General features: G+C 37.6%; 29 protein-coding genes. 10 read left to right on the top strand and 19 right to left on the bottom strand.

Going from position 1 to position 23,759, the window contains the following annotated elements; translation table 11 throughout:
- Positions 1-343 precede the first annotated feature (343 nt).
- The 3 genes from TY13_RS01450 to TY13_RS01440 all read right to left on the bottom strand — a co-directional run bounded on the left by TY13_RS01450 (position 344) and on the right by TY13_RS01440 (position 2,542).
- The gene (locus TY13_RS01450) at positions 344-568 is read right to left on the bottom strand and encodes a hypothetical protein (protein WP_042470733.1); all 225 of its coding nucleotides are present in this window, start codon (positions 566-568) and stop codon (positions 344-346) included.
- Positions 569-843: 275 nt separating this feature from the next.
- Entirely contained in the window at positions 844-2,148 is a 1,305-nt protein-coding gene (locus tag TY13_RS01445) for an HD domain-containing protein (protein ID WP_195891643.1), read from the bottom strand.
- A 169-nt stretch (positions 2,149-2,317) separates the two neighbouring features.
- Positions 2,318-2,542, bottom strand: coding sequence for a DUF1450 domain-containing protein (locus TY13_RS01440; RefSeq protein ID WP_042470727.1), 225 nt, complete (start codon positions 2,540-2,542; stop codon positions 2,318-2,320).
- Positions 2,543-2,736: 194 nt separating this feature from the next.
- On the opposite strand from TY13_RS01440, the gene TY13_RS01435 reads away from it, so the two are divergent.
- Positions 2,737-3,372, top strand: coding sequence for an RsfA family transcriptional regulator (locus TY13_RS01435; RefSeq protein ID WP_042470725.1), 636 nt, complete (start codon positions 2,737-2,739; stop codon positions 3,370-3,372).
- Positions 3,373-3,565: 193 nt separating this feature from the next.
- Here the strand turns inward: TY13_RS01435 and TY13_RS01430 are convergent, their stop codons facing one another.
- Complete coding sequence (locus TY13_RS01430; protein ID WP_042470723.1) at positions 3,566-4,393, bottom strand: lipoate--protein ligase family protein; 828 nt, start codon at positions 4,391-4,393, stop codon at positions 3,566-3,568.
- A 171-nt stretch (positions 4,394-4,564) separates the two neighbouring features.
- On the opposite strand from TY13_RS01430, the gene hemQ reads away from it, so the two are divergent.
- On the top strand, positions 4,565-5,314 hold the full coding sequence (gene hemQ / locus TY13_RS01425) for a hydrogen peroxide-dependent heme synthase (RefSeq protein WP_042470721.1): 750 nt from the start codon (positions 4,565-4,567) through the stop codon (positions 5,312-5,314).
- Positions 5,315-5,493: 179 nt separating this feature from the next.
- Here the strand turns inward: hemQ and TY13_RS19635 are convergent, their stop codons facing one another.
- Complete coding sequence (locus TY13_RS19635; RefSeq protein WP_195891663.1) at positions 5,494-5,715, bottom strand: hypothetical protein; 222 nt, start codon at positions 5,713-5,715, stop codon at positions 5,494-5,496.
- Between the two features lie 66 nt (positions 5,716-5,781).
- Here TY13_RS19635 and TY13_RS01415 point away from each other — a divergent pair, with 66 nt between their 5' ends.
- Positions 5,782-6,201 (top strand): cell wall hydrolase, encoded by a 420-nt coding sequence (locus TY13_RS01415; protein ID WP_042470718.1) that lies wholly within the window; start codon positions 5,782-5,784, stop codon positions 6,199-6,201.
- Between the two features lie 41 nt (positions 6,202-6,242).
- Positions 6,243-6,518, top strand: coding sequence for a spore coat protein GerQ (gene gerQ, locus TY13_RS01410; RefSeq protein ID WP_042472310.1), 276 nt, complete (start codon positions 6,243-6,245; stop codon positions 6,516-6,518).
- Between the two features lie 92 nt (positions 6,519-6,610).
- Here the strand turns inward: gerQ and TY13_RS21405 are convergent, their stop codons facing one another.
- The 5 genes from TY13_RS21405 to TY13_RS01385 form a co-directional block, all read right to left on the bottom strand.
- Entirely contained in the window at positions 6,611-8,296 is a 1,686-nt protein-coding gene (locus TY13_RS21405; protein WP_042470715.1) for a methyl-accepting chemotaxis protein, read from the bottom strand.
- Positions 8,297-8,575: 279 nt separating this feature from the next.
- Positions 8,576-8,953, bottom strand: coding sequence for a DUF423 domain-containing protein (locus TY13_RS01400; RefSeq protein ID WP_042470714.1), 378 nt, complete (start codon positions 8,951-8,953; stop codon positions 8,576-8,578).
- A gap of 39 nt (positions 8,954-8,992) precedes the next feature.
- Positions 8,993-9,256 (bottom strand): YwdI family protein, encoded by a 264-nt coding sequence (locus TY13_RS01395; protein ID WP_154661489.1) that lies wholly within the window; start codon positions 9,254-9,256, stop codon positions 8,993-8,995.
- Positions 9,253-9,423: a hypothetical protein gene (locus tag TY13_RS01390; RefSeq protein ID WP_042470708.1), complete on the bottom strand. Its 171-nt coding sequence runs from the start codon at positions 9,421-9,423 to the stop codon at positions 9,253-9,255. The genes TY13_RS01395 and TY13_RS01390 overlap by 4 nt, the downstream gene beginning before the upstream one ends.
- Before the next feature lie 262 nt (positions 9,424-9,685).
- The gene (locus TY13_RS01385) at positions 9,686-10,363 is read right to left on the bottom strand and encodes a uracil-DNA glycosylase (protein WP_042470705.1); all 678 of its coding nucleotides are present in this window, start codon (positions 10,361-10,363) and stop codon (positions 9,686-9,688) included.
- Between the two features lie 140 nt (positions 10,364-10,503).
- On the opposite strand from TY13_RS01385, the gene thiD reads away from it, so the two are divergent.
- From thiD to ilvA, 5 genes are all read left to right on the top strand, one after another.
- Positions 10,504-11,334 carry a bifunctional hydroxymethylpyrimidine kinase/phosphomethylpyrimidine kinase gene (gene thiD / locus TY13_RS01380; protein ID WP_042470701.1) on the top strand — a complete coding sequence of 277 codons (831 nt, stop codon included), beginning with the start codon at positions 10,504-10,506 and terminating at the stop codon, positions 11,332-11,334.
- Positions 11,335-11,434: 100 nt separating this feature from the next.
- Positions 11,435-11,785 carry a YojF family protein gene (locus tag TY13_RS01375; protein WP_042470699.1) on the top strand — a complete coding sequence of 117 codons (351 nt, stop codon included), beginning with the start codon at positions 11,435-11,437 and terminating at the stop codon, positions 11,783-11,785.
- A 12-nt stretch (positions 11,786-11,797) separates the two neighbouring features.
- A complete protein-coding gene (bshB2, locus tag TY13_RS01370) occupies positions 11,798-12,508 on the top strand; it encodes a bacillithiol biosynthesis deacetylase BshB2 (RefSeq protein ID WP_042470698.1) in 711 nt (236 codons plus the stop codon).
- Positions 12,509-12,695: 187 nt separating this feature from the next.
- Positions 12,696-14,048, top strand: coding sequence for a YjiH family protein (locus TY13_RS01365; RefSeq protein ID WP_042472307.1), 1,353 nt, complete (start codon positions 12,696-12,698; stop codon positions 14,046-14,048).
- 267 nt (positions 14,049-14,315) lie between these two features.
- On the top strand, positions 14,316-15,581 hold the full coding sequence (gene ilvA / locus TY13_RS01360) for a threonine ammonia-lyase IlvA (protein ID WP_042470696.1): 1,266 nt from the start codon (positions 14,316-14,318) through the stop codon (positions 15,579-15,581).
- A gap of 127 nt (positions 15,582-15,708) precedes the next feature.
- On the opposite strand, the gene TY13_RS19630 is transcribed toward ilvA, so the two are convergent.
- Together TY13_RS19630 and TY13_RS01350 are read right to left on the bottom strand one after the other, a co-directional pair.
- On the bottom strand, positions 15,709-16,317 hold the full coding sequence (locus TY13_RS19630; protein ID WP_195891641.1) for a hypothetical protein: 609 nt from the start codon (positions 16,315-16,317) through the stop codon (positions 15,709-15,711).
- Positions 16,265-16,657: a nuclease-related domain-containing protein gene (locus TY13_RS01350; RefSeq protein ID WP_230199374.1), complete on the bottom strand. Its 393-nt coding sequence runs from the start codon at positions 16,655-16,657 to the stop codon at positions 16,265-16,267. Before TY13_RS01350 ends, TY13_RS19630 begins: the two co-directional genes overlap by 53 nt.
- 103 nt (positions 16,658-16,760) lie before the next feature.
- On the opposite strand from TY13_RS01350, the gene TY13_RS01345 reads away from it, so the two are divergent.
- On the top strand, positions 16,761-17,312 hold the full coding sequence (locus TY13_RS01345; RefSeq protein ID WP_042470693.1) for an AAA family ATPase: 552 nt from the start codon (positions 16,761-16,763) through the stop codon (positions 17,310-17,312).
- Between the two features lie 19 nt (positions 17,313-17,331).
- Here the strand turns inward: TY13_RS01345 and TY13_RS01340 are convergent, their stop codons facing one another.
- The 7 genes from TY13_RS01340 to TY13_RS01310 all read right to left on the bottom strand — a co-directional run bounded on the left by TY13_RS01340 (position 17,332) and on the right by TY13_RS01310 (position 23,742).
- The gene (locus TY13_RS01340; RefSeq protein WP_042470691.1) at positions 17,332-18,126 is read right to left on the bottom strand and encodes an ABC transporter ATP-binding protein; all 795 of its coding nucleotides are present in this window, start codon (positions 18,124-18,126) and stop codon (positions 17,332-17,334) included.
- Positions 18,119-19,138: an ABC transporter permease gene (locus TY13_RS01335; protein ID WP_042470689.1), complete on the bottom strand. Its 1,020-nt coding sequence runs from the start codon at positions 19,136-19,138 to the stop codon at positions 18,119-18,121. The genes TY13_RS01340 and TY13_RS01335 overlap by 8 nt, the downstream gene beginning before the upstream one ends.
- 21 nt (positions 19,139-19,159) lie before the next feature.
- On the bottom strand, positions 19,160-20,158 hold the full coding sequence (locus TY13_RS01330; protein ID WP_042470688.1) for an ABC transporter substrate-binding protein: 999 nt from the start codon (positions 20,156-20,158) through the stop codon (positions 19,160-19,162).
- 332 nt (positions 20,159-20,490) lie between these two features.
- Positions 20,491-21,150 carry a M15 family metallopeptidase gene (locus TY13_RS01325; RefSeq protein WP_042470686.1) on the bottom strand — a complete coding sequence of 220 codons (660 nt, stop codon included), beginning with the start codon at positions 21,148-21,150 and terminating at the stop codon, positions 20,491-20,493.
- A 4-nt stretch (positions 21,151-21,154) separates the two neighbouring features.
- Entirely contained in the window at positions 21,155-21,547 is a 393-nt protein-coding gene (locus tag TY13_RS01320; protein ID WP_052344195.1) for a phage holin family protein, read from the bottom strand.
- Between the two features lie 77 nt (positions 21,548-21,624).
- Positions 21,625-21,819 (bottom strand): hypothetical protein, encoded by a 195-nt coding sequence (locus tag TY13_RS01315; protein WP_042470685.1) that lies wholly within the window; start codon positions 21,817-21,819, stop codon positions 21,625-21,627.
- A gap of 12 nt (positions 21,820-21,831) precedes the next feature.
- Complete coding sequence (locus TY13_RS01310) at positions 21,832-23,742, bottom strand: phage tail protein (protein ID WP_042470683.1); 1,911 nt, start codon at positions 23,740-23,742, stop codon at positions 21,832-21,834.
- Between the last annotated feature and the right edge of the window lie 17 nt (positions 23,743-23,759).

The following is a 23,759-nucleotide window of genomic DNA, read 5'->3' as shown; positions in this document are numbered from 1 at the left end:
AAACGCTTTTCCTATGTTTAGTTAGTCGTCATGGTAGAACACACATTCAATCTTTGAAGTTTAGTGGAGACAAGGTATCTTTGTTGTCTGCTCTCAATGTTGCGTGTATTCATTTTTTGTAACAAGCCGATAAAAATTTGCCTCACCCCCTTCAAAGCACCGGCACATGTTTAATGCTTATTTCAATTTGAATTTTTGATTAAATGTTTTTATCTTTATTCTACGGAAAGCGTCTAAACAGATTCTATACAATTTCCAATTCTACAGATCATTCGTTTTGTTTTCACATTTTTGTTTAAAAAAGGCATTTAATTGTTAGAAAGTATTCTTGAATATACCTTTCCTAACACCCTCTATTTTTTATTTTATTCATTAAATTTTTAATACTTTTTAATAACATAGGCTTTGTACTCTTATTTTCAGTATCTATTAAGTCAAAGTTTGCCACTGAACTTACCCCAGTTGTTGGAGCCTCAACCACAATCAATGCGGCCGATGCTTTTATTGGGCTACATATGATGATTAAAGATGCTACTAAGACAACTATTGTTGTACTCGCTTTTTTCATTTTCTCTACTCCTTCATCCATTCATTATATTTCTCTGAATTGTAAATATTATCATTTCATATAATTCTTGAAACCTGAATAAAACACAAATCTATAATGATTTATTACCTACATTTCATTAATCGGATTCATAAACAAAATATTTAATAATCCTAAATACCCATTTTCACAAAAAAACCATTTAATCTAGTCCTATTTTCATATAAAAGAACAAAAAAATGCAGACAAAGCTTAGGTTTACTTTGTCTACACTTTTAGTTATTTTTATATAATTTTTAACAATGATTTTGAAGTAGAAGATGTAATTCCTGCTTAATACTCGCCTCAATTTTACAATCTAACATTATTTCCTCAGGGTAATACACTTTATGATCCGTTTTTAGTCTCCCCGCAATTGCATCAACAAGTGAACTCTCCTGTGATAGCTCACGCATTTCACCATTTGCCATTTGCAACATAATAGGTAGCTTCCCTGTTTCTACACCTGGCTGATATAAATCGTATGGTAAATCAGAGGTTGAATCGTGTACAAGATAGTAGGTTGGATCGACGCCTACTTGCTTAAATAATTGCTGCAAGCGTGCAAAGCGTTGAGGCTCTTCTTGTGGATTCATATTAATATAGCCAAATAATTTACGATTGATGAAGCGACTACTTAAATCACGTAAAATCGTATCCTCTTCCTGTATCCAAAATTGAATATAGGTCAGCATAATACTTTCATCTAATGCAATATAATCCTCTAATGTTATTTTATTTTTGAAAAATGGTTTAAAATGAATTGGCGCATGCTTAAACCAATAGCCTTCCTCACTCAAGGCTTTAACGCGTTTTAATATATGATTCAAAATTACTTCTGCGCTACGTGATACAGGATGAAAATAGATTTGTAAATACATTTGATAGCGCGACATAATGTAATCCTCTACCGCGTGCATACCACTTTCCTTAATAACAACTTGGTTTGTGCGTGGTCGCATAACACGCAATATGCGCTCCATATCAAAATGACCGTAGCTAACTCCAGTATAATATGCATCACGTTGTAAATAATCCATACGATCCGCATCAATTTGGCTTGAAATCAAACTGACAACGAGCTTGCTTGGGTATGTTTTTTCAATAACTTGTGCAACCTTTTCGGGGAAATCAGATGCAACTCGGCGTAGTACAGCATTCACTTCTGTATCACCAAGCAAAATAGCACGAGTAAATTCTTCATGATCTGTTGCAAAAACATTTTCGAATGCATGAGAAAATGGGCCGTGCCCTAAATCATGAAGTAATGCCGCACATAGAACTAACAAGCGCTCTGACGCATCCCATTCAGGTCTACTCGTGAATATATCATCAACAATGCGCCGTACAATTTCATAGACACCAAGTGAATGGTTGAAGCGACTATGCTCTGCACCATGAAATACTAAATACGTCGTACCAAGCTGGCGAATGCGTCGCAAGCGCTGAAATTCCCTTGTACCAACTAAATCCCAAATGACTTGGTCACGCACATGGATATAACGATGTACAGGGTCTTTAAATACTTTCTCTTCTGCTAGTTTTGCTGTTGCATAGTCCATTGTCACTCCCCCTTTTTTCTTCTTTCAGTAAAAATTATACATTTAGTTTACCATTTCTAGAGAGGAAAGTCCTCTATCGATGCAATGTAAATGGGGCATTTGATTAATTTGGCTTTAAGAGTACAAAAAAGAGGAGGTTTCTATGACAACCTCCTCTTAATAGTAAAACTTATTTTTTTAATTTAGCCAGTACTTTTTCCATTAACTCATCTTCGGTTAATGCAGCAACTGGTCTACTATTTACGAATGTAAATGTTTTTTTACGGCCAGGACCGCAATATGAATGACAGCCAATTTCAATCGTTGCTTCGGGATCAATTTCTTTTAATTTCGGAATTAACGTTTTTAAATTAACGGCCTGACATTCATCGCAAACTCGAAATTCGTTTGCCACTAGAGTCAACACCTTTCTATTTTCACTTTTAATCTACTAGCTATTTTAGCTTATGGCAGCACTTTCATTCAAGCGAAATTCTATTTTCTCCCCAAAAGTACGAAAAATTATATGAACTCTGCATAAATAATTCGAGAAATGGTCATGCTTAGTAATGAACAATCAAACTATGAACATTGTAGGAGGTAAGATTTATAATGAAAGTAAGACAGGATGCTTGGTTAAAAGAAAATGATGAGCTGTTAGCAGAGGCCGTGCTACGACATGTAAAAGATGGAAGTACGCAATTAAATGCTTTTGATGAAGTTGGGGATGCGCTAAATCGTACAGCAGCTGCCTGCGGTTTTCGCTGGAATGCAGTCGTTCGTAAAATGTATGAGGAGCAATTATCGCAAGCAAAAAAAGAACGTAAAGAGAGATTGCGAGCATTAGGCAACCCATCTCGTCGTCGTGCGCAGCATATACTTGTTACAGCAGACAACGGAGCGGATACGAAATCCATCCCATTATCGACGTTGTCTTTAGATATTGTTATTGCTTATTTAATGCGTTTACAGCATGGAACAGGTGATACGGAAAGCTCAAAATGGCGTTACTTAGCAAATACGGCAACCGAAAAAAATCGAGAGCTAGAGCTAGAGCTCGATAAGCTTCGCAAGGAAAATATAGCAATCCGCGAAGACTACGAGCAATTTGTACAAATTATGAATCGCGCACGTCGCTTTGTAGCATTAGATGAAGAGGAAGAACGTATTGCCCCTATCTTTAAGATGGAACGTAACGGTAACTTAATCTCTTCTCCCTTAGAAAATGATGAAATACAATTGTAGTATGGAAGAGCGTATCTGAAAAGCTATTTTCAGATACGCTCTTTGCGATAAGTAACCGCAGGAGCAAAGCCTTTACTGCGACGAGTAACCGCAGGAGCAAGACTTTTAGCAAATATTTAATATAGAAACAGAGGCTGTAAGAAAAAACATTCCTTTTTCTTACAGCCCCTGTTTATTTGATATTCTCTCGAAATTACTTTGCCAACATACTTTGATTACGTTGCAAAACTCGTTGTAAGTAATGCATGTACAGCTCATTTTCAGAAGGCTGCAAAGGAGCAAGCACCCAGTCTAATTCTTTTTGTTGTAGCATTTGCTGTATGCGTAAATTCGTATCAACAACCGTCATATTTGTACCTGTTAATTCCTGCAATGATGCCATAACGTCCGGTTTAATGCGTGGATATTGAAATTTTGTTTCCTCATCTTGTAAGCTTTTTTCATAAAATTGTTTGATTAGCTCTGCACGTTCACTTCCGCTACCTTCTATACATAAATAAATTTGTACAGCGACACCGCCTTGCATACGTCTTTGCGAAATTCCTGCGAATTTTTTTCCACCTATACTTAAATCATATGAGCCAGGACAATAGGAGCCTACTATTTCATATGCTTCAATTTGCTCTGCGATTTCTGGAAGTAACATTTTAATAAATTCCACCATCATATCGAATGCTGAATTAATCGATAATGGCTGCTCATTTTCGCTAATAACAAGCGATATATTGAGTACACCAGGGTCTAGTACAACAGCTAACCCACCTGAATTTCGCACAATAGGTGTGTAACCCTGTTCACTTAATAAATTCATTCCTTGCTCGATAAATGGTAAACGATGATCTTGAATACCGAGCACAACAGATTCCTTATGTACCCACGTCCGAATTGTTGGTGTAGTCATCTTATGCCCAACTAAGTGGCAAAGTGTATCGTCCATTGCAAATGATGCTAATGGAGAACGTGCTTGTAAATTCGATTCGTCTACTAGTCTCCACTCGCAAGTTTGTAAAAAGTGTTCCATAATTAATCTCTCCAATATAACGAATTCAACTATTCTCTAGCATACACGAACAGCTTCGCGCTGAAAAGTCATGGCAAAATCATGACAGTTATCGCTTAGGAATGTGTAGTATGTAGGCAGATGTGCTAAACTAAAAGAGAATGATGTTCAATTAAAAGGAGTGTTTGATAAATGAACGAAGCAGCAATTACGTTAGATGGCTGGTATGCATTACACGATTTCCGCTCAATTGATTGGGCTTCTTGGAAACTTGTTTCTGTAGAGGAGCGCACAGCAGCAGTAGAGGAGTTTGTCGCTTATTTAGAAAAATTAAACGAGGCTGATGTTGCGAAAACAGGTGCACATGCCTTTTATGCTATTGTCGGACAAAAAGCAGATTTCATGTTAATGACACTGCGTGAAACGATGGATGAGCTGCAACAATTAGAAGCTGAGTTTAATAAATTAGCGATTGCTGATTTTACAATTCCTAGCTATTCCTATGTATCTGTTGTAGAATTATCGAACTATTTGGCGGGAGAATCAAACGAAGATCCTTATCAAAACCCACACGTTCGTGCACGTCTGTATCCTGAGCTACCACGTTCTCAATATGTATGCTTCTATCCTATGGACAAGCGTCGTCAAAATGATGATAACTGGTATATGCTATCAATGGATGAGCGTAAGGCATTAATGCGTTCACATGGTATGATAGGTCGTGGCTATGCAGGTAAAGTAAAACAAATCATTACGGGCTCTGTCGGCTTCGATGACCACGAATGGGGCGTTACACTATTCTCTGATGACGTATTACAATTTAAAAAGCTTGTCTATGAAATGCGTTTTGACGAAGTATCAGCACGCTATGGCGAGTTCGGCTCATTCTTTGTTGGCAACATTTTGGACAAAGAAAAGCTAGTGAAATTTTTAACTGTATAATTTAATGAAAGGCAATTGGGAGAGACAGAGGCACATCTATACTTTCCTGATTGCCTTTTGTGCTTCTTAAGAAAATCTCGTTCGCTTTAATACTTTTTAAGCGCCTTTTCAACTTAATCGAACCATTTTTTCTAGTATTTGAGCGCTCACATCCGATTTAAACAATATTAACGAACTTTTCACTCCAGCTCATCTGGCGCTTGCAAAATGATGATAATAAGCTGAATAAAGAAGCCGATGCAAACAATTAGAATGAACAAATACCAATGTAGCGGTTGCTCAAAGTAAGCTGCGATCAAAAAGGCTAAAACTGCACTGAGCAATATGCTAAATATGCTGCTTATGTTCATCACCTCTTCTTTTCTTGTCCCACCTAGCATATGCACTTTTCTATTTGCCAATACAGGCGATTCTACATATTTTTTACTAGTTGTTGCATACATTAGTGTCAAAAGGGGGTTTATTGTATCGCTGTTGTCCCAACAACTACGGCACAAACAGCTTTACTTGCCCGTTTAATGCGGGCTGAAGCTGAAGGAGATGGCGAATTAGGTATGCTAATGGTTGGTAACGTCGGTGTAAATCGTGTGCTTGCAGATTGCTTAGACTTTCCAGATGTCAGATCGATAGAGGATATGGTTTTTCAAAGACCAGGAGGCTTTGAGGCGACGACAAAAGGTTATTTTTATCAACGGGCAAGGCCACAAGATATTCGCCTAGCTGAACGTGTAATTAGAGGGGAAAGATTCCATCCCGCTACGCGCTCATTATGGTTTTTCATGCCAAGCGGGGGCTGCCCTGCTCAATGGTATGGTCAATGGAATACGGGACGCTTTAAGTCGCATTGCTTTTTCGCACCAACGGAAAGTGATTGCCCAACTATTTAAAATGAAAGGATGTTCTTTTGACTTATTATTGGACACCACCTATGCAACAAATGCCATCACCACCTAGACGAGAGGAATCTTATATTGAAAATATTTTAAGATTAAATCGTGGGAAGCCAGGTGTGTTCTATTTTTCATTCGATAATGCTATAAATGGACAAAATTCAAAAACAGTTCGCGGGGTTGTGGAGGCAGCTGGACGCGATCATGCCATTATACGGGATTTGAAAACGGATCACCGCTTCCTCTTTCCAATGATCTATTTTGATTACGCAGAGTTTGATGAGGAATTAGCTTATTTTACGCAAACACCATAAAAAAAGAGGGCGTTGGGAAAGTTTTAGCTTTCTCAACGCCCCTTATGGCTTCTATCAATATTTTCAAGGGAAAATATCCGGTAGTTCCTTCATTATATGCGGAACTTGCTTATTTCAAGCTGTAACTCCTGAGCATTTTCACTTAAACCTATGGCAACTTCACTTACTTGCTCCATCGTCGCAGATTGCTCTTCCATTGCGGCTGCTATCATTTCTATATCAGCAGCAGAGTTCTTAGCCCCAGTGGCAATGCCAGTGACAGATGCTGATACTTGCTCAGCACTTGCAGATAATTCCTGAGATGTTGCGGATATTTCTTCGATTTGTGTAGTCATATCCTCAATAGCTAGACCTATTGCTTGGAACGCCTCTCCTGCCTCTCCCATAATACGCACACCATCTTTGACAGATAACAAGGAATTATTAACAGCCTCTTCTACACTTTCTGTATCCAGTTGAATTTCTGTTGTTAATGTGACGATTTTATTTGCTGAATTTTTCGATTGCTCAGCAAGCTTTCTAACTTCGTCTGCTACAACAGCAAATCCCTTCCCATGCTCACCCGCCCGCGCCGCTTCAATTGCCGCATTAAGTGCCAATAAATTCGTTTGGTCCGTAATATCAGTAATGACCTTCGTCATCTCGCTTATTTCTGCTGTTTGTTGGGTCAATTTTTGTACGAGCTCGTTAACCTGGACAGTAGAATGATTAATCATTTCTATTTGCTCTTTAGCATCTTGAATAATAGAACCACCATTATTCGCTGTCGAGCGAGCAGATTCCGAACTTGAATACAATGTTTGAGCAAACTCGGCAATTCGTTGCACACCAATAGCTGTTTCCTCCATCGCAGACGCACTTTCATTAGCTGAGTTTGATGATTCTTGAGATACTTCTGCTGTATTTGCTACTCGACGTGCTACATCAGTAGAAGTAGCAGTTACTTGCTCTGTGCTAGCTGATAGTTCCTCTGCTGCTGCGCTTAATTGCTCCGTATTTGATTGAACATTGCCAATTAGGCTTTTTAAACTATCTTTCATCGTATTAAATGCTGTCGCTAATTGACCAATTTCATCCTTACTTTGCACCTGCATGTTAGGCTCTGTTAAATCACCTGTTGCAACAACATTTGTTGATTTCGTAATGTGCACTAACGGCAATGTAATAGAACGACGAGTGTAAATAATCGCAATGATACTAACAAGGATAATGATAATTAATGCAATAATTGATATAATTTTCGACATGCTAATCGCTAAATTCGATGCATCCACAGCATTTTCTAGCTGTTCCTCTTGAAAGGCCAATATTTCTTCAGACAGTTCTGTAATATTTTTATTAGTCTGCTGCAAATCATTGATTACTAAATTTAATGCGTAATCTTCATCTCCCATTCGAATAGCTGCTAAATACTTCTCCGCAACACCATTAAACGCATCTACGGCTGCCGTTAAATCTGTATAGTAATCTTGCATTTGCTGGGAAATAATCAGTTCATCTAAATGCTTCATCTCCTCATTCAAAAGCGTATTAAATCGTACAAAATTATCATCATTCTTTTGTGTATACTCAATAACAAGTGCCCGTGCAAACAAGCCTTGTGATGCACCCGCAAGCTTAATTTGGTCAATTGAACGTACCGTCGCTACACGAACATCCAATGCTTCATCTACCTTTTTTTCGACATTCGTCAAATTCCAAAAACTAAGTATAGTAGAGGCTACTAATAATAAAATAACTGTAAGAAATACTAGGTTCAATTTTTTTCCTATACTCATAATTACTTCCTCCATTTAATTCAGATCATGCTTACTATGTATCAAAAACAGTCCTTTTCGACTATAAATGCATTCAGAAAATAAACTTCCCCTCTATAATTCATTAGAAAAACAAAGCAATAAGTATTTTTTCACTGCTTTCAAACCCCTCCAGCAGGCCTTTTTACTTGAATAATTTAAATTTTTATTTCTCTAAATATAACATCTTTTTTCAAGAATTTTAACAACTTAAAAAACTAAAAAGCTGCCCAAAAAAAATTTTTTGAACAGCTTTTTATATTATGCTTTTTTTAAAGTTGCTACAATAACAAGCACCCATGATGTTAAAAATAGGACACCGCCAATCGGTGTAATTGCACCTAAAACACCTATTCCAGTTATCGCCAAAATGAATAAACTACCTGAGAAAAAGATAATTCCTAAATTAAAGCAAATCATAGCGATTTTTAACTGCTTTACTTCACCAAAAATTTTAGCGCTCATTAAAATACCAATAAGAATTAGCGCTGATGCATGGAACATTTGATATTGCACTGCAGTATCCCAAATCCCAGTACTATAATCATCTAATATACCTTTTAAAGCATGCGCGCCAAATGCACCAAGTGCAACAGCTAGGAAGCCATGGATTGCACCCGAAATAATAGAACCTTTCATCTATAACATCCTTCCTTAATATGCGATTGATACTTTCTATTAAAAGTCAAATATCGAATCACCATTCGCGTCCTTTTCACGTAATGTTGTTGATTGTGTAGGTAACTGTGGCGTTGACAGTTGTGGTAGTGATACTGCCATTTGTGTCGAAACTTGTGGTTTGCTACTTGTAGTCAGTACAACATCACATAGCGCACGTACTGCTGACAATTGTTCACGCATTTCCTGTTCGTTTGCTGCATTTTTTGCTTGCATGACGTGTTGTTCTAATTGATTCAATAATACGTCATATGAAATCATCATTTTCCCTCCTGCTTCGGTACAAATTTTAAACAGTCCATTCCAGAAGATTGTTTCACAACAGCTGAAGGAATTTGCTTTGTTTTAAAGCCATATGCCGCACAAGCTCTAGGATTTGCAGGCTCCCACGTAACGCGAAAATAACGACATTTAAAACAATTTACTGCCATGATTCTCCTCCTCTATATTTATCCTACATTTACGGACAGTATTTTTTTCTGCGATTAGTAACCGCAGGAGTAAGACGCCCACCTCAAGACTTTAGAAAAACCAAAGGGGTAAGTGGACGATAACTGTCAATAAAAGCCCAATTGAGACCAACACGATGTTGGTCACACAAGCGTTTTCACAGGATATGAAGTTCTTAGCTTGTGTTCTTCTATCAACAATCAGTGTGGGATGAGGAACTCTCCCACCGATTGAAGTTTCTCTTTATAGGCTCCAATCGATTGGCTCTTTGCCCCATTCCGTTAGCTGAGCATTCACCTTTGAATATGGCTTGCTACCAAAAAAGCCTCGATACGAGCTTAATGGGCTTGGATGTGGTGCCTGTAAAATAACGTGTGCTGTTTTGCTTCGCTTAATAATCGACGCTTTTGATTGTGCCGGTCTTCCCCATAAAATAAAGATAATGGGCTCCTCACGCTCTGCAAGCTTTTCAATAACGGCATCAGTAAACTGCTCCCAGCCTTTATCCTTATGTGAATGTGCTTGTCCAGCTCGCACAGTTAATACTGTATTTAATAGTAGTACGCCTTGTTGTGCCCACTTCATTAAATAGCCATGATTCGGAAGTGGATAGCCTAAATCATCCTGTAGCTCCTGTAGCATATTGCGGAGACTTGGGGGCTGTGCTATACCTGGCTGTACTGAGAAGCTCATACCATGTGCTTGATTCGGTCCATGATATGGATCTTGCCCTAAAATAACAACCTTTACATCTTGATAGCTCGTTGCATGGAAGGCATTCATAACGTCTTCCTGCTTCGGATAAATCGTTTCATTACTATATTCTTTTGCAATAAATGAACGTAGCTCATTAAAATATGGCTTTTCTAACTCATCACCAATTACTTGCTGCCAGTCGTTGTTAAATACTTGTTTTACCATAAAACTCACCTCTTTTTAAATAGTATACTACAAGATTCCTCAGTATCTGACATTAAAGAAAAAACAATTTCTGACTATTTTTATAAAGTCAGAATAAATGTATAGTTGTATGTAAATCAATTTAAAAGGGGTATTCAACTATGACATTAAAAAAGACATTAACAATTGCTGGTTCTGATACATCTGCTGGTGCGGGTATGCAAGCGGACTTAAAAGCCTTTCAGGAGCACGGCACATATGGTATGGTCGCATTAACTGTAGTCGTAACGATGGACCCGAACGGCTGGCACCATCAAGTAACGCCACTACCAACAGAGCTATTGCAAAAGCAAATCGATACAGCGCTATCAACAAAAGTGGATGCCATTAAAACAGGCATGCTTTCAACAGAGGAAATTATTAAAATTGCGAGCAATGCAATTCAAAAATCTGGCACAAATATTGTTGTTATTGATCCGGTAATGGTATGTAAAGGAGAGGATGAGGTATTAAACCCTGGCAATACAACAGCAATGATTGAACATTTGCTGCCGTATGCAACAGTCGTAACGCCAAACCTTTTTGAAGCAGGTCAGCTTGCTGGAACGGGTACACCAAAAACAATTGAGGAAATGAAGGCTGCTGCCACAAAAATTCATGAACTCGGTGCGAAAAATGTCGTAATTAAAGGTGGCAAAGCATTAGCATCAGACAAAGCCGTTGATTTATTCTATGATGGCACTTCATTCAAGCTGCTTGCCTCTGAGAAAGTAGAATCTACTCATAATCACGGTGCAGGCTGTACATTCGCTGCAAGTGTCTGTGCAAATTTAGCAAACGGCCTTTCTGTAGAAGATGCTGTTATTGAAGCGAAGGAATTCGTTTCAGCTGCTATTGCACATGGTTGGGCTTTAAATGAATATGTAGGTCCAGTAATGCATGGAGCTAAATCTCGCTTTGGTGCACCAGAAATTACTGTTACTGAAATTTAATTATTTGAAGATGTTTCGCATTCACGAGACATCTTCTTTTCATTCTGAAAAAAATTCTACTATACTATCATTTAGATAGTTTAGAAAGGGGTTCCGATAAATGAAAGAGGTACATATCGAAACACTTCAGGAATTGCTTAATTCTTTTGCTAATAAAGATGTTTATATTCATTTAGAAACGACGAATGGCGCTTATGCAAGTCATTTTGACACGAAGGTTTTTAACGCTGGTGCTTTTATTCGCAATGCAAAAATTCGTTATGAGCTTGGAAAAGTAGTTGATGACACACCGCATCGTATCGGATTAAAAATGGAGCATGGATGGGTATATGCTCAAGGCATTACACACTATGAACTAGATGAACATGGACGCTTATTAATGGCTGGCTTAGATTATACAGGTAAGCTTGCTATAGCGCTGCAAATTAGCGAAACACCATTTTCTTATTAAGGAGTGAAAGAAATGACATTACCTTCAGAGCGTCATGTATTAATTATTTTCCCACACCCTGACGACGAAGCCTTTTCTGTCGCAGGTATTGCTAGACTATATCACCAGATGGGCGTACCCGTTACATATGCTTGCTTAACGCTTGGTGAAATGGGACGTAATTTAGGCAATCCGCCGTTTGCTACACGTGAATCTTTACCAGAAATTCGCCGTCAAGAGCTAATTGCCGCATGTGAGGCAATGGCGATTCCTGATTTACGTATGATGGGTCTACGCGATAAAACGATTGAATTTGAAGATGATGAAAAAATGGTGCAACTCGTAACATCATTAATTGAAGAACTAAATCCATCTGTTATTTATTCATTCTACCCTCGCTATGCTGTGCATCCAGATCACGAAGCTACAGCACGTGCTGTGAAAGAGGCTGTGAGTCGCATTGATAAAACAGTGCGCCCACGTCTATTAGGCTGTGCATTTGCAAACAACACTTTAGCGGAGCTTGGTGAACCACATGTTATAGTTAATATTGAGAGTGTTAAAGACTATAAAGTAAAAGCATTGCAAGCACATGCTTCTCAAACAGCTTGGATGATGGCTGAAACAGCAAAGCGTGTAGATGAAGGTCAACCGATGAGTGAAAGCTGGTTAAATATTGAAAAATTTTATGTAATCCAACAACCAGATGAACTTGGCGAGCCAATTCAACGTGTACAATATTAGGAAACTGAAAGGGGATATAGGTGTGAGCCTACATCCCCTTTCAGCCATCTTTACGGGCTTTTTTGCATAACCCCATTTTCTGCCAAACCCTTACTCCCCTTATATCGCATCAAAATATTGTAGCTTTTTTTATACATCTATTTTATAATTATTCAGAATATATAAGGGGGGAGAATTGTTATATATTATGAAAAAACATTCGTTTTACATTTGGTTTTTATTTATTGCATTATCTAGTTTAGGGGTCTTTTTATTTATCGTTCCTGTAGGTACTGAAAGCGGTATCAAAGTACCTATAGCTTTACTAGCTAACTATCTTGCTGGTATCGTTGAGCCGTTTATTCATTGGTTCGCACTTATCATCTTTACTATCGCAGCGGCAGGCGCACTTATCATTAAAGCGTTCCCAAAGCGTGTTGGTACAAACACATTGTTGGATTCGTTATTCCGTGTTAATTGGTTTTGGACAATTGTTCGTGTATTAGCAGCCATCTTTGCGACAATGTATTTATTTGATTTCGGTCCAAAGCAAATAAATAGTGATGATACAGCGGGTATTTTACTTGATCCTGGTGGCGGTCTCGTTACATATATGTTTGTCCTGTTTTTCTTCGCTGGTTTATTACTACCATTATTAACGGACTTCGGTTTACTTGATTTCTTCGGTTCGATGATGGTTAAGATTATGCGCCCATTATTTAAAATTCCAGGGCGTGCCGCTATTGACTGTCTTGCTTCCTTCGTTGGGGATGGCACAATTGGCGTTCTACTAACAAATCGTCAATATGAAGAAAACAACTATACTGCGCGTGAAGCAGCTACAATTGCTTCGACGTTTTCAGTTGTATCAATTACATTCTGTTTAGTCGTTGTTGAAACAATTCGCATTGAGCAGTATTTCCTACAATTTTACGGTACAGTAATTTTGGCAACGATTATATTGGCGCTTATTATGCCACGCATTTATCCATTAAGCAAAAAGCCAGATAAATTTTACAATGGTAAGACTCCAAGTGGGGAACGTGAAAAAGTAGCAGAAGGCTTTAATGTATTCTCATTCGGTTTAAAAAATGCATTAGAAAAAGCTGAGGAAAATAAAAATTTGGGGAATATTTTTGCAGCTGGCTCTAAAAACGTGCTTGAAATGTGGCTTGCTGTCACGCCAATTATTATGGCATTTGCTACAATTGCTTTAGTGTTAGCAGAGTTCACAAGCTTCTTCCGCATTTTAGGTATGCCATTTGAACCTATTTTAGCGATGCTACAAATTCCTGAAGCTGGCGAAGCAGCTCAAACAATGATTGTTGGATTCGCCGACATGCTGTTGCCATCTGTTTTAGGCGCTGGCATCGAATCAGATATGACACGTTTCTTCATTGCAACAGTTTCTGTTACACAATTAATTTACTTATCAGAGGTTGGTGGATTAATTTTAGGAACAAGATTACCTTTAAAATTATGGGATTTATTCATTATATTCTTAATCCGCACAATCATTTCAATTCCAATCGTTGCCGCAGTTGCACATTGGATTTTCTAAGCTCGACTATGACCACATGAGTATTTCATGTGGTTTTTTTTATTTTTCCAAACGTATGCGCTTTCATTATGAACATTTTGTAAACATTCAAATTAACTAAATATTTTCAACATTTCGTCATTAATTTGTGTTAGAATTAATAAATATTTTATCTTGATTGAGCAATAAAGCAAAGAATCGGGATAAAGCCTTAGGTGGATAGCATAAGTTTTAAAGAAATCTGAACCAATTACACCGAGGCGTAATTGATTATGGGGGTTGCTATATATGGAAGAAGTTGCACAATCAAAAAGCGTTGCTGTAGAAAATATTTTAATTGCTCATCATTTTTTAAAGGATGTTGTTGCACATACACCACTTCAAAAAAATGACTACTTATCTGAAAAATACGGGGCAAACATATATTTAAAACGCGAAGATTTACAGCATGTACGCTCATTTAAATTGCGAGGTGCATACTATAAAATAAAACAAATTGAAGAACAAGCACGTGAAGTTGGCGTTGTTTGTGCGAGTGCTGGTAACCATGCACAAGGTGTTGCCTATGCATGCGCCCATTTGCAAATTCAAGCAACAATTTTCATGCCGAAAACAACACCAAAGCAAAAAATTGATCAAGTCCGCATGTTCGGTCGGAGTTATGTAGAAATAGTTTTATCGGGCGACACATTTGATGACTCAGCAAAAAGTGCTTTAGCATATTGTGAGGAAAACCAGAAAATATTCATCCATCCTTTTGATGATTTTGATGTTATTGCTGGACAAGGTACAGTTGCTGTCGAGATTATGAATGATATCGAAGAGCCAATTGATTATATTTTCGGTAGTATTGGTGGTGGTGGCTTAATGGCGGGCGTTTCAACATACGTAAAAAACCTCTCTCCTACTAGCAAAATCATCGGCGTCGAGCCTGCTGGTGCAGGTAGCATGAGAGCGGCATTTGCCAATGATAAACCTACTGCTCTTGGTTCAATCGATAAATTCGTAGATGGTGCAGCTGTACAATGTGTTGGTTCAAACACCTATAATACTTGCCGCAAGTATTTGGACGATATCATACTAATTCCAGAAGGCAAAGTATGTACAACGATTTTAGACTTATATAATAAACACGCAATCGTTGCTGAGCCTGCTGGTGCCCTTTCCGTTGCAGCATTAGACTTTTACGCAGAAGAAATTAAAGGGAAATCTGTTGTAATCATTATTAGTGGCGGCAACAATGACATCGGTCGTATGCAAGAAATTAAAGAGCGTTCATTAATTTACGAAGGCTTGCTCTACTATTTCATCGTCAGCTTCCCACAGCGTTCCGGTGCACTACGCCAATTCCTAACATCTGTGCTCGGCCCAAACGACGATATCACAACATTCGAGTACACAAAGAAAAACAATAAAGAAAGCGGGCCCGCACTCGTAGGTATCGAGGTTGCACACCGTAACGATTATCAAGGCTTACTAGAACGCATGCAGGAAAATGGCTTTGATTATAAAGAAGTTAATAAAGATAGTACATTGTTCGCATTATTAGTTTAACTAAGTCCCCCTATTTTGGGGGATTTTTTGTTGGATTCAGGGTTCTGGATTTTATTCCATGTTTTATGAAGTTTATTCCATGTTTTCCGGAGTTTATTCCATGTTTTTTGGTTTTATTCCACGTTTTTCAGAGTTTATTCCATGTTACCTCATCTGGGATTATATATTTGCGTGTTTTTCTCTCCCCAATCCCCTCTAAATTAAGCTGTGCTAACAAATTCCCTGCCACCTTCACATCAGCAATCCCAAAAAACTGCCGAAATGCGCGATTTGTTATCGTCTCACCGAATAATATTTTATAATCACGCAAGCCTTTTAAAATTGCATCATCAAAGTGCTTTGTACAGCGATGGCATTGAAAGCTTTTACCGCGCCAATGCTGTATGCGAACAGCTGGCTGACAATGTGGACACAGTGCGCCTACTATTGTATTGTCTGGAATAGCAGGAATGGAAAATTGCTTTCTCTCATAGCTTGAAAGCAATAAATCTTTTAAAATATTTAATTGCTCGCTTGTAATACTAGGAGAATATTTTTCGATAAGCTGCTGAAGCTTTGTGCGTAGACCTGTCACTTGGAAAATGAAATAATGCGGTGGGGTCATACCGATATGTGTTGAGGGGCTTGTCACAATGACAGCTGGTATAACGGGAAGCTCTATTCCCCATTTCTGAAGAAGCGCTTCAATAAAAAGGCGATGCCGTTCCAATTTGGTCGATTGGGTTACGATAAACATTTTGAGTGCCATCGCTTTTCGTGCGGATAAATTGATGTGTATGTGTTTCAAAATCTAACCGTCCAATAATATGCTTCACTTCAATAAGCAGCACAAAGGATTGGCAAATAAAAACCGTGTCAATTTGATGTGTGAATTTCGCTTGATTGGTAATTTGATAATCATGAAAAAGATAATGCTCTTGCTCTAAAAAAATATCATTCCATTCGCGATCTACTCTACATTCCCCTGTATAACCTGCCTTAATCCTTTGATACTGCTCAAATAAATTTGCATCACTGCTATTTCTCGGCAACAATGTTTCTAAATAGAGTAACTGGTCTGGAATTTTTCTATGCATAACAATCACTTACATCCCTCCTTTTTAGACAATATTATATAATATTCCCCAGGAAATTTCCTTTCATTTATAATTAGATAAGTACATGATTGGGGGATGAAAAATGAAACGGCTATTGATTATGACAGTTGGAAAAACACACAGTGGAAAAAGCACCTTTGCTAAAGAATTAGAAAAAGAATTGCATCACTCTTTTATAATGGATCAAGATAATCATGCTGAGTTTATTAATGCTTATTATAAAAAATTACTACCTAAATCAGGTGCTAACACATTAAAAAACGGTCTTTCAAAATACATTATTGATTATGCCATTGAGCAAACAAATCTACATATTATTGTGTGTAATGCAAATCGTAGCAAAAGCAGTCGCTTGCAGTTGTTTGAAGAATTTTTCACTAAAGAGAAATTTATTCGCATTATAGTACATTTTGATATTTCTGATGAAATACTTTTTAAAAGAATAAAGGAAAGTAAACGAAATACAAATATATTTAGAGGCCCCCACTCAAACTTCGAGCAAATTCTTATACAACAAAATGAATCCTCAGCAAATATATCCTGTGATGAAGCTGATTATATATTTATAATAGAAGATAATAATGAAAATAACTTAGTCATTCAAAAAATAGTTCAAATAGCGCAACCTCATTAAGAGATTGCGCTTTTGAACATTACCCCAACAACGCTCGATCCGAATTCATCTTCTCGCCGCGAATGCGCTCGAATTCTGCCATTAAGTCTGGAATCGTTAAACCAGGCTTCGTTGCCTCATCTATTTGTAAAATGATTTGTCCCTTATCCATCATAATTAAGCGATTGCCTAAATCTAAAGCCTGCTGCATATTATGTGTAACCATTAATGTCGTTAAATTATCAGCCTCTACTAGCTCCTTCGTTAAACGCGTAATAAGCTCTGCGCGTGAGGGATCTAATGCCGCTGTATGCTCGTCCAATAGCAAAATGGCTGGTTTTGTGAATGTTGCCATTAATAATGACAATGCTTGACGCTCTCCACCTGACAATAAACCTACCTTTGCATTTAAGCGATTTTCTAAGTTTAAATGTAGTCTCTCAAGCGATGTACGGAAAAAATCGCGACGTTCACGGTCCACGCCTCTACGCAAAGTGCGTTTTGCATTACGTGAATAAGCAATAGCTATGTTTTCCTCAATCGTCATAGAAGGGGCTGTCCCTGCCATTGGGTCTTGGAATACTCGCCCAAGATATTGTGAACGCTTATATTCTGGCATGCGCGTTACATCTGTAGTATCGATTGAAACAGTTCCATAATCAGGCGTTAATGCACCTGAAATCATATTCATCATCGTTGATTTCCCTGCACCATTACTGCCGATAATTGTTACAAAATCCCCTGGCGCTAAATGTAAATTAATCTCGTTTAACGCAACCTTTTCGTCAGGTGTGCCTTCGTTAAAAATCTTGTTAATATGTTCTAATTTAAGCAAGTGGCTGACCTCCTTGCTTCGTCAATTGTTTTTCTGCTAAGCGCTTTGCCTTACTTTTTTGCTGCTTACGTTTATTTAATACTTGCGGAATAACAAGTGCCAAAATAACAATAACTGCTGTTATTAACTTCATGTCCCCTGTATCTAACCAATCAATGCGTAGTGCAATCGCATAAATAATGCGGTAAACAATCGCCCCAACAACTACAGCTAATGTTGTGCTGAAAATTGTTTTTGTACCAAAAATTGCCTCTCCAATAATAACGGAGGCTAAACCAATAACAATCATTCCAATACCAAGTCCAATATCAGCATATTTTGCATATTGTGCGATTAACGCACCGGAAAATGCGACAAGTGCATTTGAGATACCAAGTCCTAAAATAATTAATCGGTCTGTATTAGCTGAGAAGCTACGAATCATCCGTTTATTATCACCAGTCGCACGAATCGCAAGCCCAACCTCTGTTTTCAAGAACCAATCCACAATAATTTTAATGATTACAGTAATAATAACAACAACAAGTAACGTTCCCCAAGTTGATGGCACGGGTGTAATACCCATGTTTTTTAGCATACCATTCAATGCATCATCAATGCCTACTTTGCTCCAAAAACTGTAGAATTGCGTAAAGATTGTCCCCTCATTTAATAAAGGGATATTTGAGCGACCGATTGTATTGTCAGCAGTTAAGCCCATAATTCTTAAATTAATTGACCATAATGCAATCATCATTAAAATCCCAGAAAGCAATGGATTTATTTTTCCTTTTGTGTGCAATAGACCCGTCATACATCCTGCAAAAAATCCAGCAACAATTGCGACCAATGTAGCGATAATTGGATGATAACCAAGCACAATCATCATCGCCGCTGTAGCTGCCCCTGTTACAAAGCTTCCGTCAACCGTTAAATCTGGAAAGTCTAACACTCGGAATGTTAAATACACTCCGAGTGCCATAATTGCATAGATGATTCCTTGCTCCACTGAGCCAAATAATGCTGTAAACATGTTGAATCATCCCCTAAAAAATTATTTTACTTCAGCATTCCATGCGTCTTTAATTTCAATGCCTAATGAATCTGCTGTTCCTTTATTAATTACTAATTTTAAGTTTGCTGGATATGCAGCTGGTACTTCGCTTGGCGATTTGCCTTCTTCTAAAATTTTGAGTGCCATTTGCCCTGCTTCATAACCAATATCATAGTATTCAAAGCCATATGCACCTAAACCGCCGCGTGCTACTGAATCAAGCTCTCCTACCATTGTTGGAAGGCTGTTTGTTTTCGCCACATCAATTACCGATTCTAAAGCTGAAACAACAGTATTATCTGTCACGATATAAAGTGCATCTACTTTCCCTACTAATGACTCAGTTGCTTGTTTTACCTCAGCAGATGTTGCTACAGATGCTTCCACTAACTCTAAGCCTGCTTCTGTTAAAGCTTGCTTCACCTGTGCAATTTGCGCTACTGAGTTTTGCTCACCAGAGTTGTAAATTGTGCCAACTTTTTTCGCACCTAATTCATTTTTGATAAACGCTACTGTATTAGCGATTGTATCTGGGTGCAAGTCAATCGTACCTGTTACATTGCCACCAGGCGCTTCCATTGAGTCGATTAATTGTGCATCAACCGCATCAGTTACAGAGGTAAATACGATTGGAATATCATTTGTCGCACTCTTTGCTGCTTGAGCCGATGGTGTAGAGTTCGCAAAAATTAAGTCTACTTGATCGCCTACTAGTTTTTGTGCGATTGACATATTCGCATTGTTGTCACCATTTGCCGTATTATAAATAAATTCAGCCTTAATGCCCGCTTCCTCAAATGCTGCTTGGAAACCTTTATATGCCGCATCTAATGAAGGGTGCTCAACAATTTGTGTTACCCCGATTTTATAAGTTTTTGCTTCTTCAGTTCCTTTGTTATCTGTCTCAGTTTTAGTAGATGATTCTTTATCTGAGCCAGTGCCGCATGCTGCTAACAGTAATAGCACTGCTACTAGTAAAAAGGCTAGTTTGTTTTTCATATTCAATAAATCCCCCTATAATTCTTGTCACACTTTATTTGGACAAAGCGATAATTATCGTAATATTACATGGGGGTTTTTACATAGTCAATAACATTCAAAATGCTCTAACACTAAAATACGTAAATATTCTAATAATTTTACGCTTTAAACCGCTAAATTAAAGCATTTCTGTAATTGTGAACTTTTTGTGTCTTTTTTCTGATAAATGAAGAAAAGCTATTATTTCATTGAGGTTGACATTGACAAAGTGAAGAAGTTTTAAAGTGGATTTTAGTGAGCCCGACCTCTCCAAATTAGTAATTGAAGAAACGGGCTTTCTATTATTTAATCTAACTACGGCGTTGATTAATTGTAATATATAGGCCTAGCAATCGATCTGTAGTCATTTGTTTGCTTTGCAAATCTTTAACGTGTGATTCATTGATAATACCTTCCTTGGCTGCTTGTGCTAAAAAAGCCTCTGCTGTTGTTTGCATTGCCGGGCTTCCTGGATTCCACATTCGTGGCATTGCTATCTCCTCCTCTTTATCTTTTACGATTAGCTGCACTTTAAACTTGCTGTTGCTTGGCACAACCACTTGACCTTCAAGCTTATAGCCTTTTGGCATTTGCCATGTCGACTTAACTTCGAAATGTGGTCGATCGATACTGCCTGTCCAATCGCCTCCCCATGTGATCCCTAATTTACGAGCAAGTGTGCCAACTTTATTTAACGTATTAACATCGTATAATGATTGCGGAGAACCAACAGCGATATCCCATGCTAGACGTGATTTGTGATTACTATTAAGTGTCCAAGTGACAATTTGCCCTGGCCTAGTGCGTCCTTGCGCATAAAGATAATTTTGCCGCTCCTGTGAACGATATGTCTCAGTAATGAAAATGTTTGTAATACCAGCTTTGTAGCACTCTTGGAACAGCAAGCGGCAAGCAGTTTGTGCAATGGGCAGTAACTCAGCTAAATCTCTGCAAGTTGCTGTGATGCTCATCGTTTCACTTCCCTTCACGGCGCATTAAGCCTTTGAAAAAATTGATAAAAGGATCCATACTTTTATCATCCTCAGAAAGCTTAAAATGATTTAGAATCGAATTAATTTCGCTTAATAAATAAACGATGTATAGCACATATAACGCACCAATACCAAGAGGCTCTGGCATCAAAAGTGCGACAGGAATAGCATATACTAGTACAATAAATAAAGTTATTTTACGCGCTACACCAAAGATAGCCTTAGAGCTGCTAAATTTCACCTTTTTATTAAATTTCGCATTTAGCCAGCCAACTACAGTATCAAGTATATTAGCAAACAAAATACATGATAAAATGTAGATTAATTTTGTGCTGTCTGATTTCAAAAAACCTTGTAAAAACTCAATCATTTCCATATACATCACCCTTCATATTAATTTTTGAGATTAAAAAAGCCTTCCACAATATCATCGTGGAAGGCATAAAAATAACGCTAGTCGTTTGACTGCGTTTCAATAACTGCTACAGGCAAAACACTAATGATAATGTGTTTATTAATGATTGCCCCGCCGATGTTAACGAAATTGATTTTTTGGTCATTTAGCATTGCAGTAAAAGCCGCAACATCAAATTCCGCATTTGTTAAATTGATAGCTTGTCCATTGTTTAGTTGTACTTGATAATCCATAGTAACACTCCTTTAATTTATTTCTACTTGTCCTAAATAGCTTCCATATTGTCTGAAGGTCATGTATTTTTTCCCTCCAGAAGTAGTGTAAGTCATTGTATAACCATTAACACTTGATGCTTGTACATTTAAACCTTTCACATTCCCAGCCCTTGAAAAATCTATAGTCCCTGCATCTAAATATAAAGTGTCAGCACTTATTGTCATATCCGCTCCAACAAAGCCACCACCAGCAGTAATACGAGCCATAGAATTGAATATGATTTGTTTAGTACTTGTTGCCATCGCTGAACCTAAGTAAATATTATTACCTACATATAGGTCAGTGTTTACTTCAATTGATGATGAACCAGTAATTTTACCTTGTACCATAGTTGCGCCATTTAAATTGATTCTGCTTGCTGATATACTAACTGCATAAGGGTCTTGATTAATTAATGATGTAATTGTCCGTCCGTTGTAATCTGTATGACTGACTTTCGATGAAATTTGAGCATCTTGTATCTTAATACTGCTCTCTGCACTTGTTACACGAGTCCCTAAACCATTTATGGTTGTCTGTTGACTATTTACAGTTAATTGTATTTGATCTGCTTTTTGTGCAATGCTTGATGCGTAATTTTGTACGCTCTGAATGCTACCATTAACAGCAGCAATAGACGCACTTACATCTGCTCGAATCGACTGGGCTGTCTGTGTAATGCTCGAATTATATTCACTTGTAATTTGCGTATATTGAGCGCCTATACGGTTATTTATAACCGTTTCTTTTTGATTCATTTCTGTACGAATAACCTGTGCGTTTGCAGTAATTGACGCACTGTATTCATTCGTTATTTTAGTATATTGGTCTTGAATAGTCTCTTCTGTTTCCTCAAAACGAAAGCTAATCTCACGTACTTTTTCTTCAATCGTTTCGTTAATTCCGTCTTTCGTTTCGTCGATATAATTTTTGTTATCGTTAATTTGCTCCTTTTGTTCTACAAATAAATCAATAGCAGATTTAATCAACGAATTGCCAAACACTACAGAAGATGTTATCAATTTTCCTTCTCGTAATATTAATGTTTGCTTTAATATACGTGTCTGCATTTCAACATTTAATGGTTCATAAATTAACCATATACGCTCACCAATTTCACGCTTTGTTAGCTCTGGTATTGTTGATTCAATGGCTAAATCAGGCACATCTTGTATCTGAGTTGCCACGTAATCCTTTAATTCTTTTACATCCGTGAAACGATCGTCGCGAACCGGCTCCGCCTCTAACTCCCCAAAAACATCAGCATTTTGAGAACGATAAATCACTTCTAATCCATCTTTACCATAGCCGCGTATAACTGTTGTAAGATTAGTTGTATCTTCTTTTAAGACAACGCTTGATACATTGTGCTTGTAGCGGTATTGATAGTCATAATCGCCTCCAACTTGCTTAGCAAAATGCAGTCTCTTATTTGGCAAAATCATATATTCGCATTGATAAGCGTTACATATTTTTGTGATTAACGAAACCACATTATCATTGCCAAGCTTATCAATATCATTTGTTAAATTAGCAATATCACTGTCTACTTTGGCAGTCCATCCAGTACCTTGTAGTACAAAATTAATCTGATTCTGTAACGTGGGACTACCACTAAAAATACTATGTCGTTGTGTTTTCGTATGGTCATAGAATGTGCTAATAGCTGTTACAGTCTTACCAAAGGCTGTATTACTATACTGTTTAACCCTAAAATCTTGATTCTCCACAGTGATAATTGCCTCAGACTGTAAAAGATCATAACCATGATTGTTTTTACTTGGAAAACAAGAAAACGACACTGTAAAAGTGCCGTCTACTGATTGTTCCATTTTAAAGTCATTCGAAATATTTATTAATGGCTCACAAATCGAGCCATCTAGGCTAGTAACATAAAACATTTTTCACTTCCCCTCTC

It is taken from the genome of Bacillus ndiopicus (assembly GCF_000612805.1).
Lineage (GTDB): Bacteria > Bacillota > Bacilli > Bacillales_A > Planococcaceae > Metasolibacillus > Metasolibacillus ndiopicus.
Note: the sequence above shows the minus strand (reverse complement) of the source record. Positions and strands in the feature narration are given on the sequence as shown.

Excerpts from the sequence above, each read along its gene's own strand:
- TY13_RS01430 (WP_042470723.1), bottom strand. The coding sequence starts at position 4,393 with ATGGAACACTTTTTACAAACTTGCGAGTGGAGACTAGTAGACGAATCG.
- TY13_RS01385 (WP_042470705.1), bottom strand. The coding sequence starts at position 10,363 with ATGGTAAAACAAGTATTTAACAACGACTGGCAGCAAGTAATTGGTGAT.
- TY13_RS01375 (WP_042470699.1), top strand. The coding sequence starts at position 11,435 with ATGAAAGAGGTACATATCGAAACACTTCAGGAATTGCTTAATTCTTTT.
- TY13_RS01395 (WP_154661489.1), bottom strand. The coding sequence starts at position 9,256 with ATGATGATTTCATATGACGTATTATTGAATCAATTAGAACAACACGTC.
- TY13_RS01390 (WP_042470708.1), bottom strand. The coding sequence starts at position 9,423 with ATGGCAGTAAATTGTTTTAAATGTCGTTATTTTCGCGTTACGTGGGAG.
- gerQ (WP_042472310.1), top strand. The coding sequence starts at position 6,243 with ATGCAACAAATGCCATCACCACCTAGACGAGAGGAATCTTATATTGAA.
- TY13_RS01350 (WP_230199374.1), bottom strand. The coding sequence starts at position 16,657 with ATGCATAGAAAAATTCCAGACCAGTTACTCTATTTAGAAACATTGTTG.
- TY13_RS01345 (WP_042470693.1), top strand. The coding sequence starts at position 16,761 with ATGAAACGGCTATTGATTATGACAGTTGGAAAAACACACAGTGGAAAA.
- TY13_RS01365 (WP_042472307.1), top strand. The coding sequence starts at position 12,696 with ATGAAAAAACATTCGTTTTACATTTGGTTTTTATTTATTGCATTATCT.
- TY13_RS01315 (WP_042470685.1), bottom strand. The coding sequence starts at position 21,819 with ATGGATTATCAAGTACAACTAAACAATGGACAAGCTATCAATTTAACA.
- TY13_RS01325 (WP_042470686.1), bottom strand. The coding sequence starts at position 21,150 with ATGAGCATCACAGCAACTTGCAGAGATTTAGCTGAGTTACTGCCCATT.
- hemQ (WP_042470721.1), top strand. The coding sequence starts at position 4,565 with ATGAACGAAGCAGCAATTACGTTAGATGGCTGGTATGCATTACACGAT.
- TY13_RS21405 (WP_042470715.1), bottom strand. The coding sequence starts at position 8,296 with ATGAGTATAGGAAAAAAATTGAACCTAGTATTTCTTACAGTTATTTTA.
- ilvA (WP_042470696.1), top strand. The coding sequence starts at position 14,316 with ATGGAAGAAGTTGCACAATCAAAAAGCGTTGCTGTAGAAAATATTTTA.
- bshB2 (WP_042470698.1), top strand. The coding sequence starts at position 11,798 with ATGACATTACCTTCAGAGCGTCATGTATTAATTATTTTCCCACACCCT.
- thiD (WP_042470701.1), top strand. The coding sequence starts at position 10,504 with ATGACATTAAAAAAGACATTAACAATTGCTGGTTCTGATACATCTGCT.
- TY13_RS01450 (WP_042470733.1), bottom strand. The coding sequence starts at position 568 with ATGAAAAAAGCGAGTACAACAATAGTTGTCTTAGTAGCATCTTTAATC.
- TY13_RS01445 (WP_195891643.1), bottom strand. The coding sequence starts at position 2,148 with ATGGACTATGCAACAGCAAAACTAGCAGAAGAGAAAGTATTTAAAGAC.
- TY13_RS01310 (WP_042470683.1), bottom strand. The coding sequence starts at position 23,742 with ATGTTTTATGTTACTAGCCTAGATGGCTCGATTTGTGAGCCATTAATA.
- TY13_RS01335 (WP_042470689.1), bottom strand. The coding sequence starts at position 19,138 with ATGTTTACAGCATTATTTGGCTCAGTGGAGCAAGGAATCATCTATGCA.
- TY13_RS01320 (WP_052344195.1), bottom strand. The coding sequence starts at position 21,547 with ATGGAAATGATTGAGTTTTTACAAGGTTTTTTGAAATCAGACAGCACA.
- TY13_RS19630 (WP_195891641.1), bottom strand. The coding sequence starts at position 16,317 with ATGTTTATCGTAACCCAATCGACCAAATTGGAACGGCATCGCCTTTTT.
- TY13_RS01330 (WP_042470688.1), bottom strand. The coding sequence starts at position 20,158 with ATGAAAAACAAACTAGCCTTTTTACTAGTAGCAGTGCTATTACTGTTA.
- TY13_RS01400 (WP_042470714.1), bottom strand. The coding sequence starts at position 8,953 with ATGAAAGGTTCTATTATTTCGGGTGCAATCCATGGCTTCCTAGCTGTT.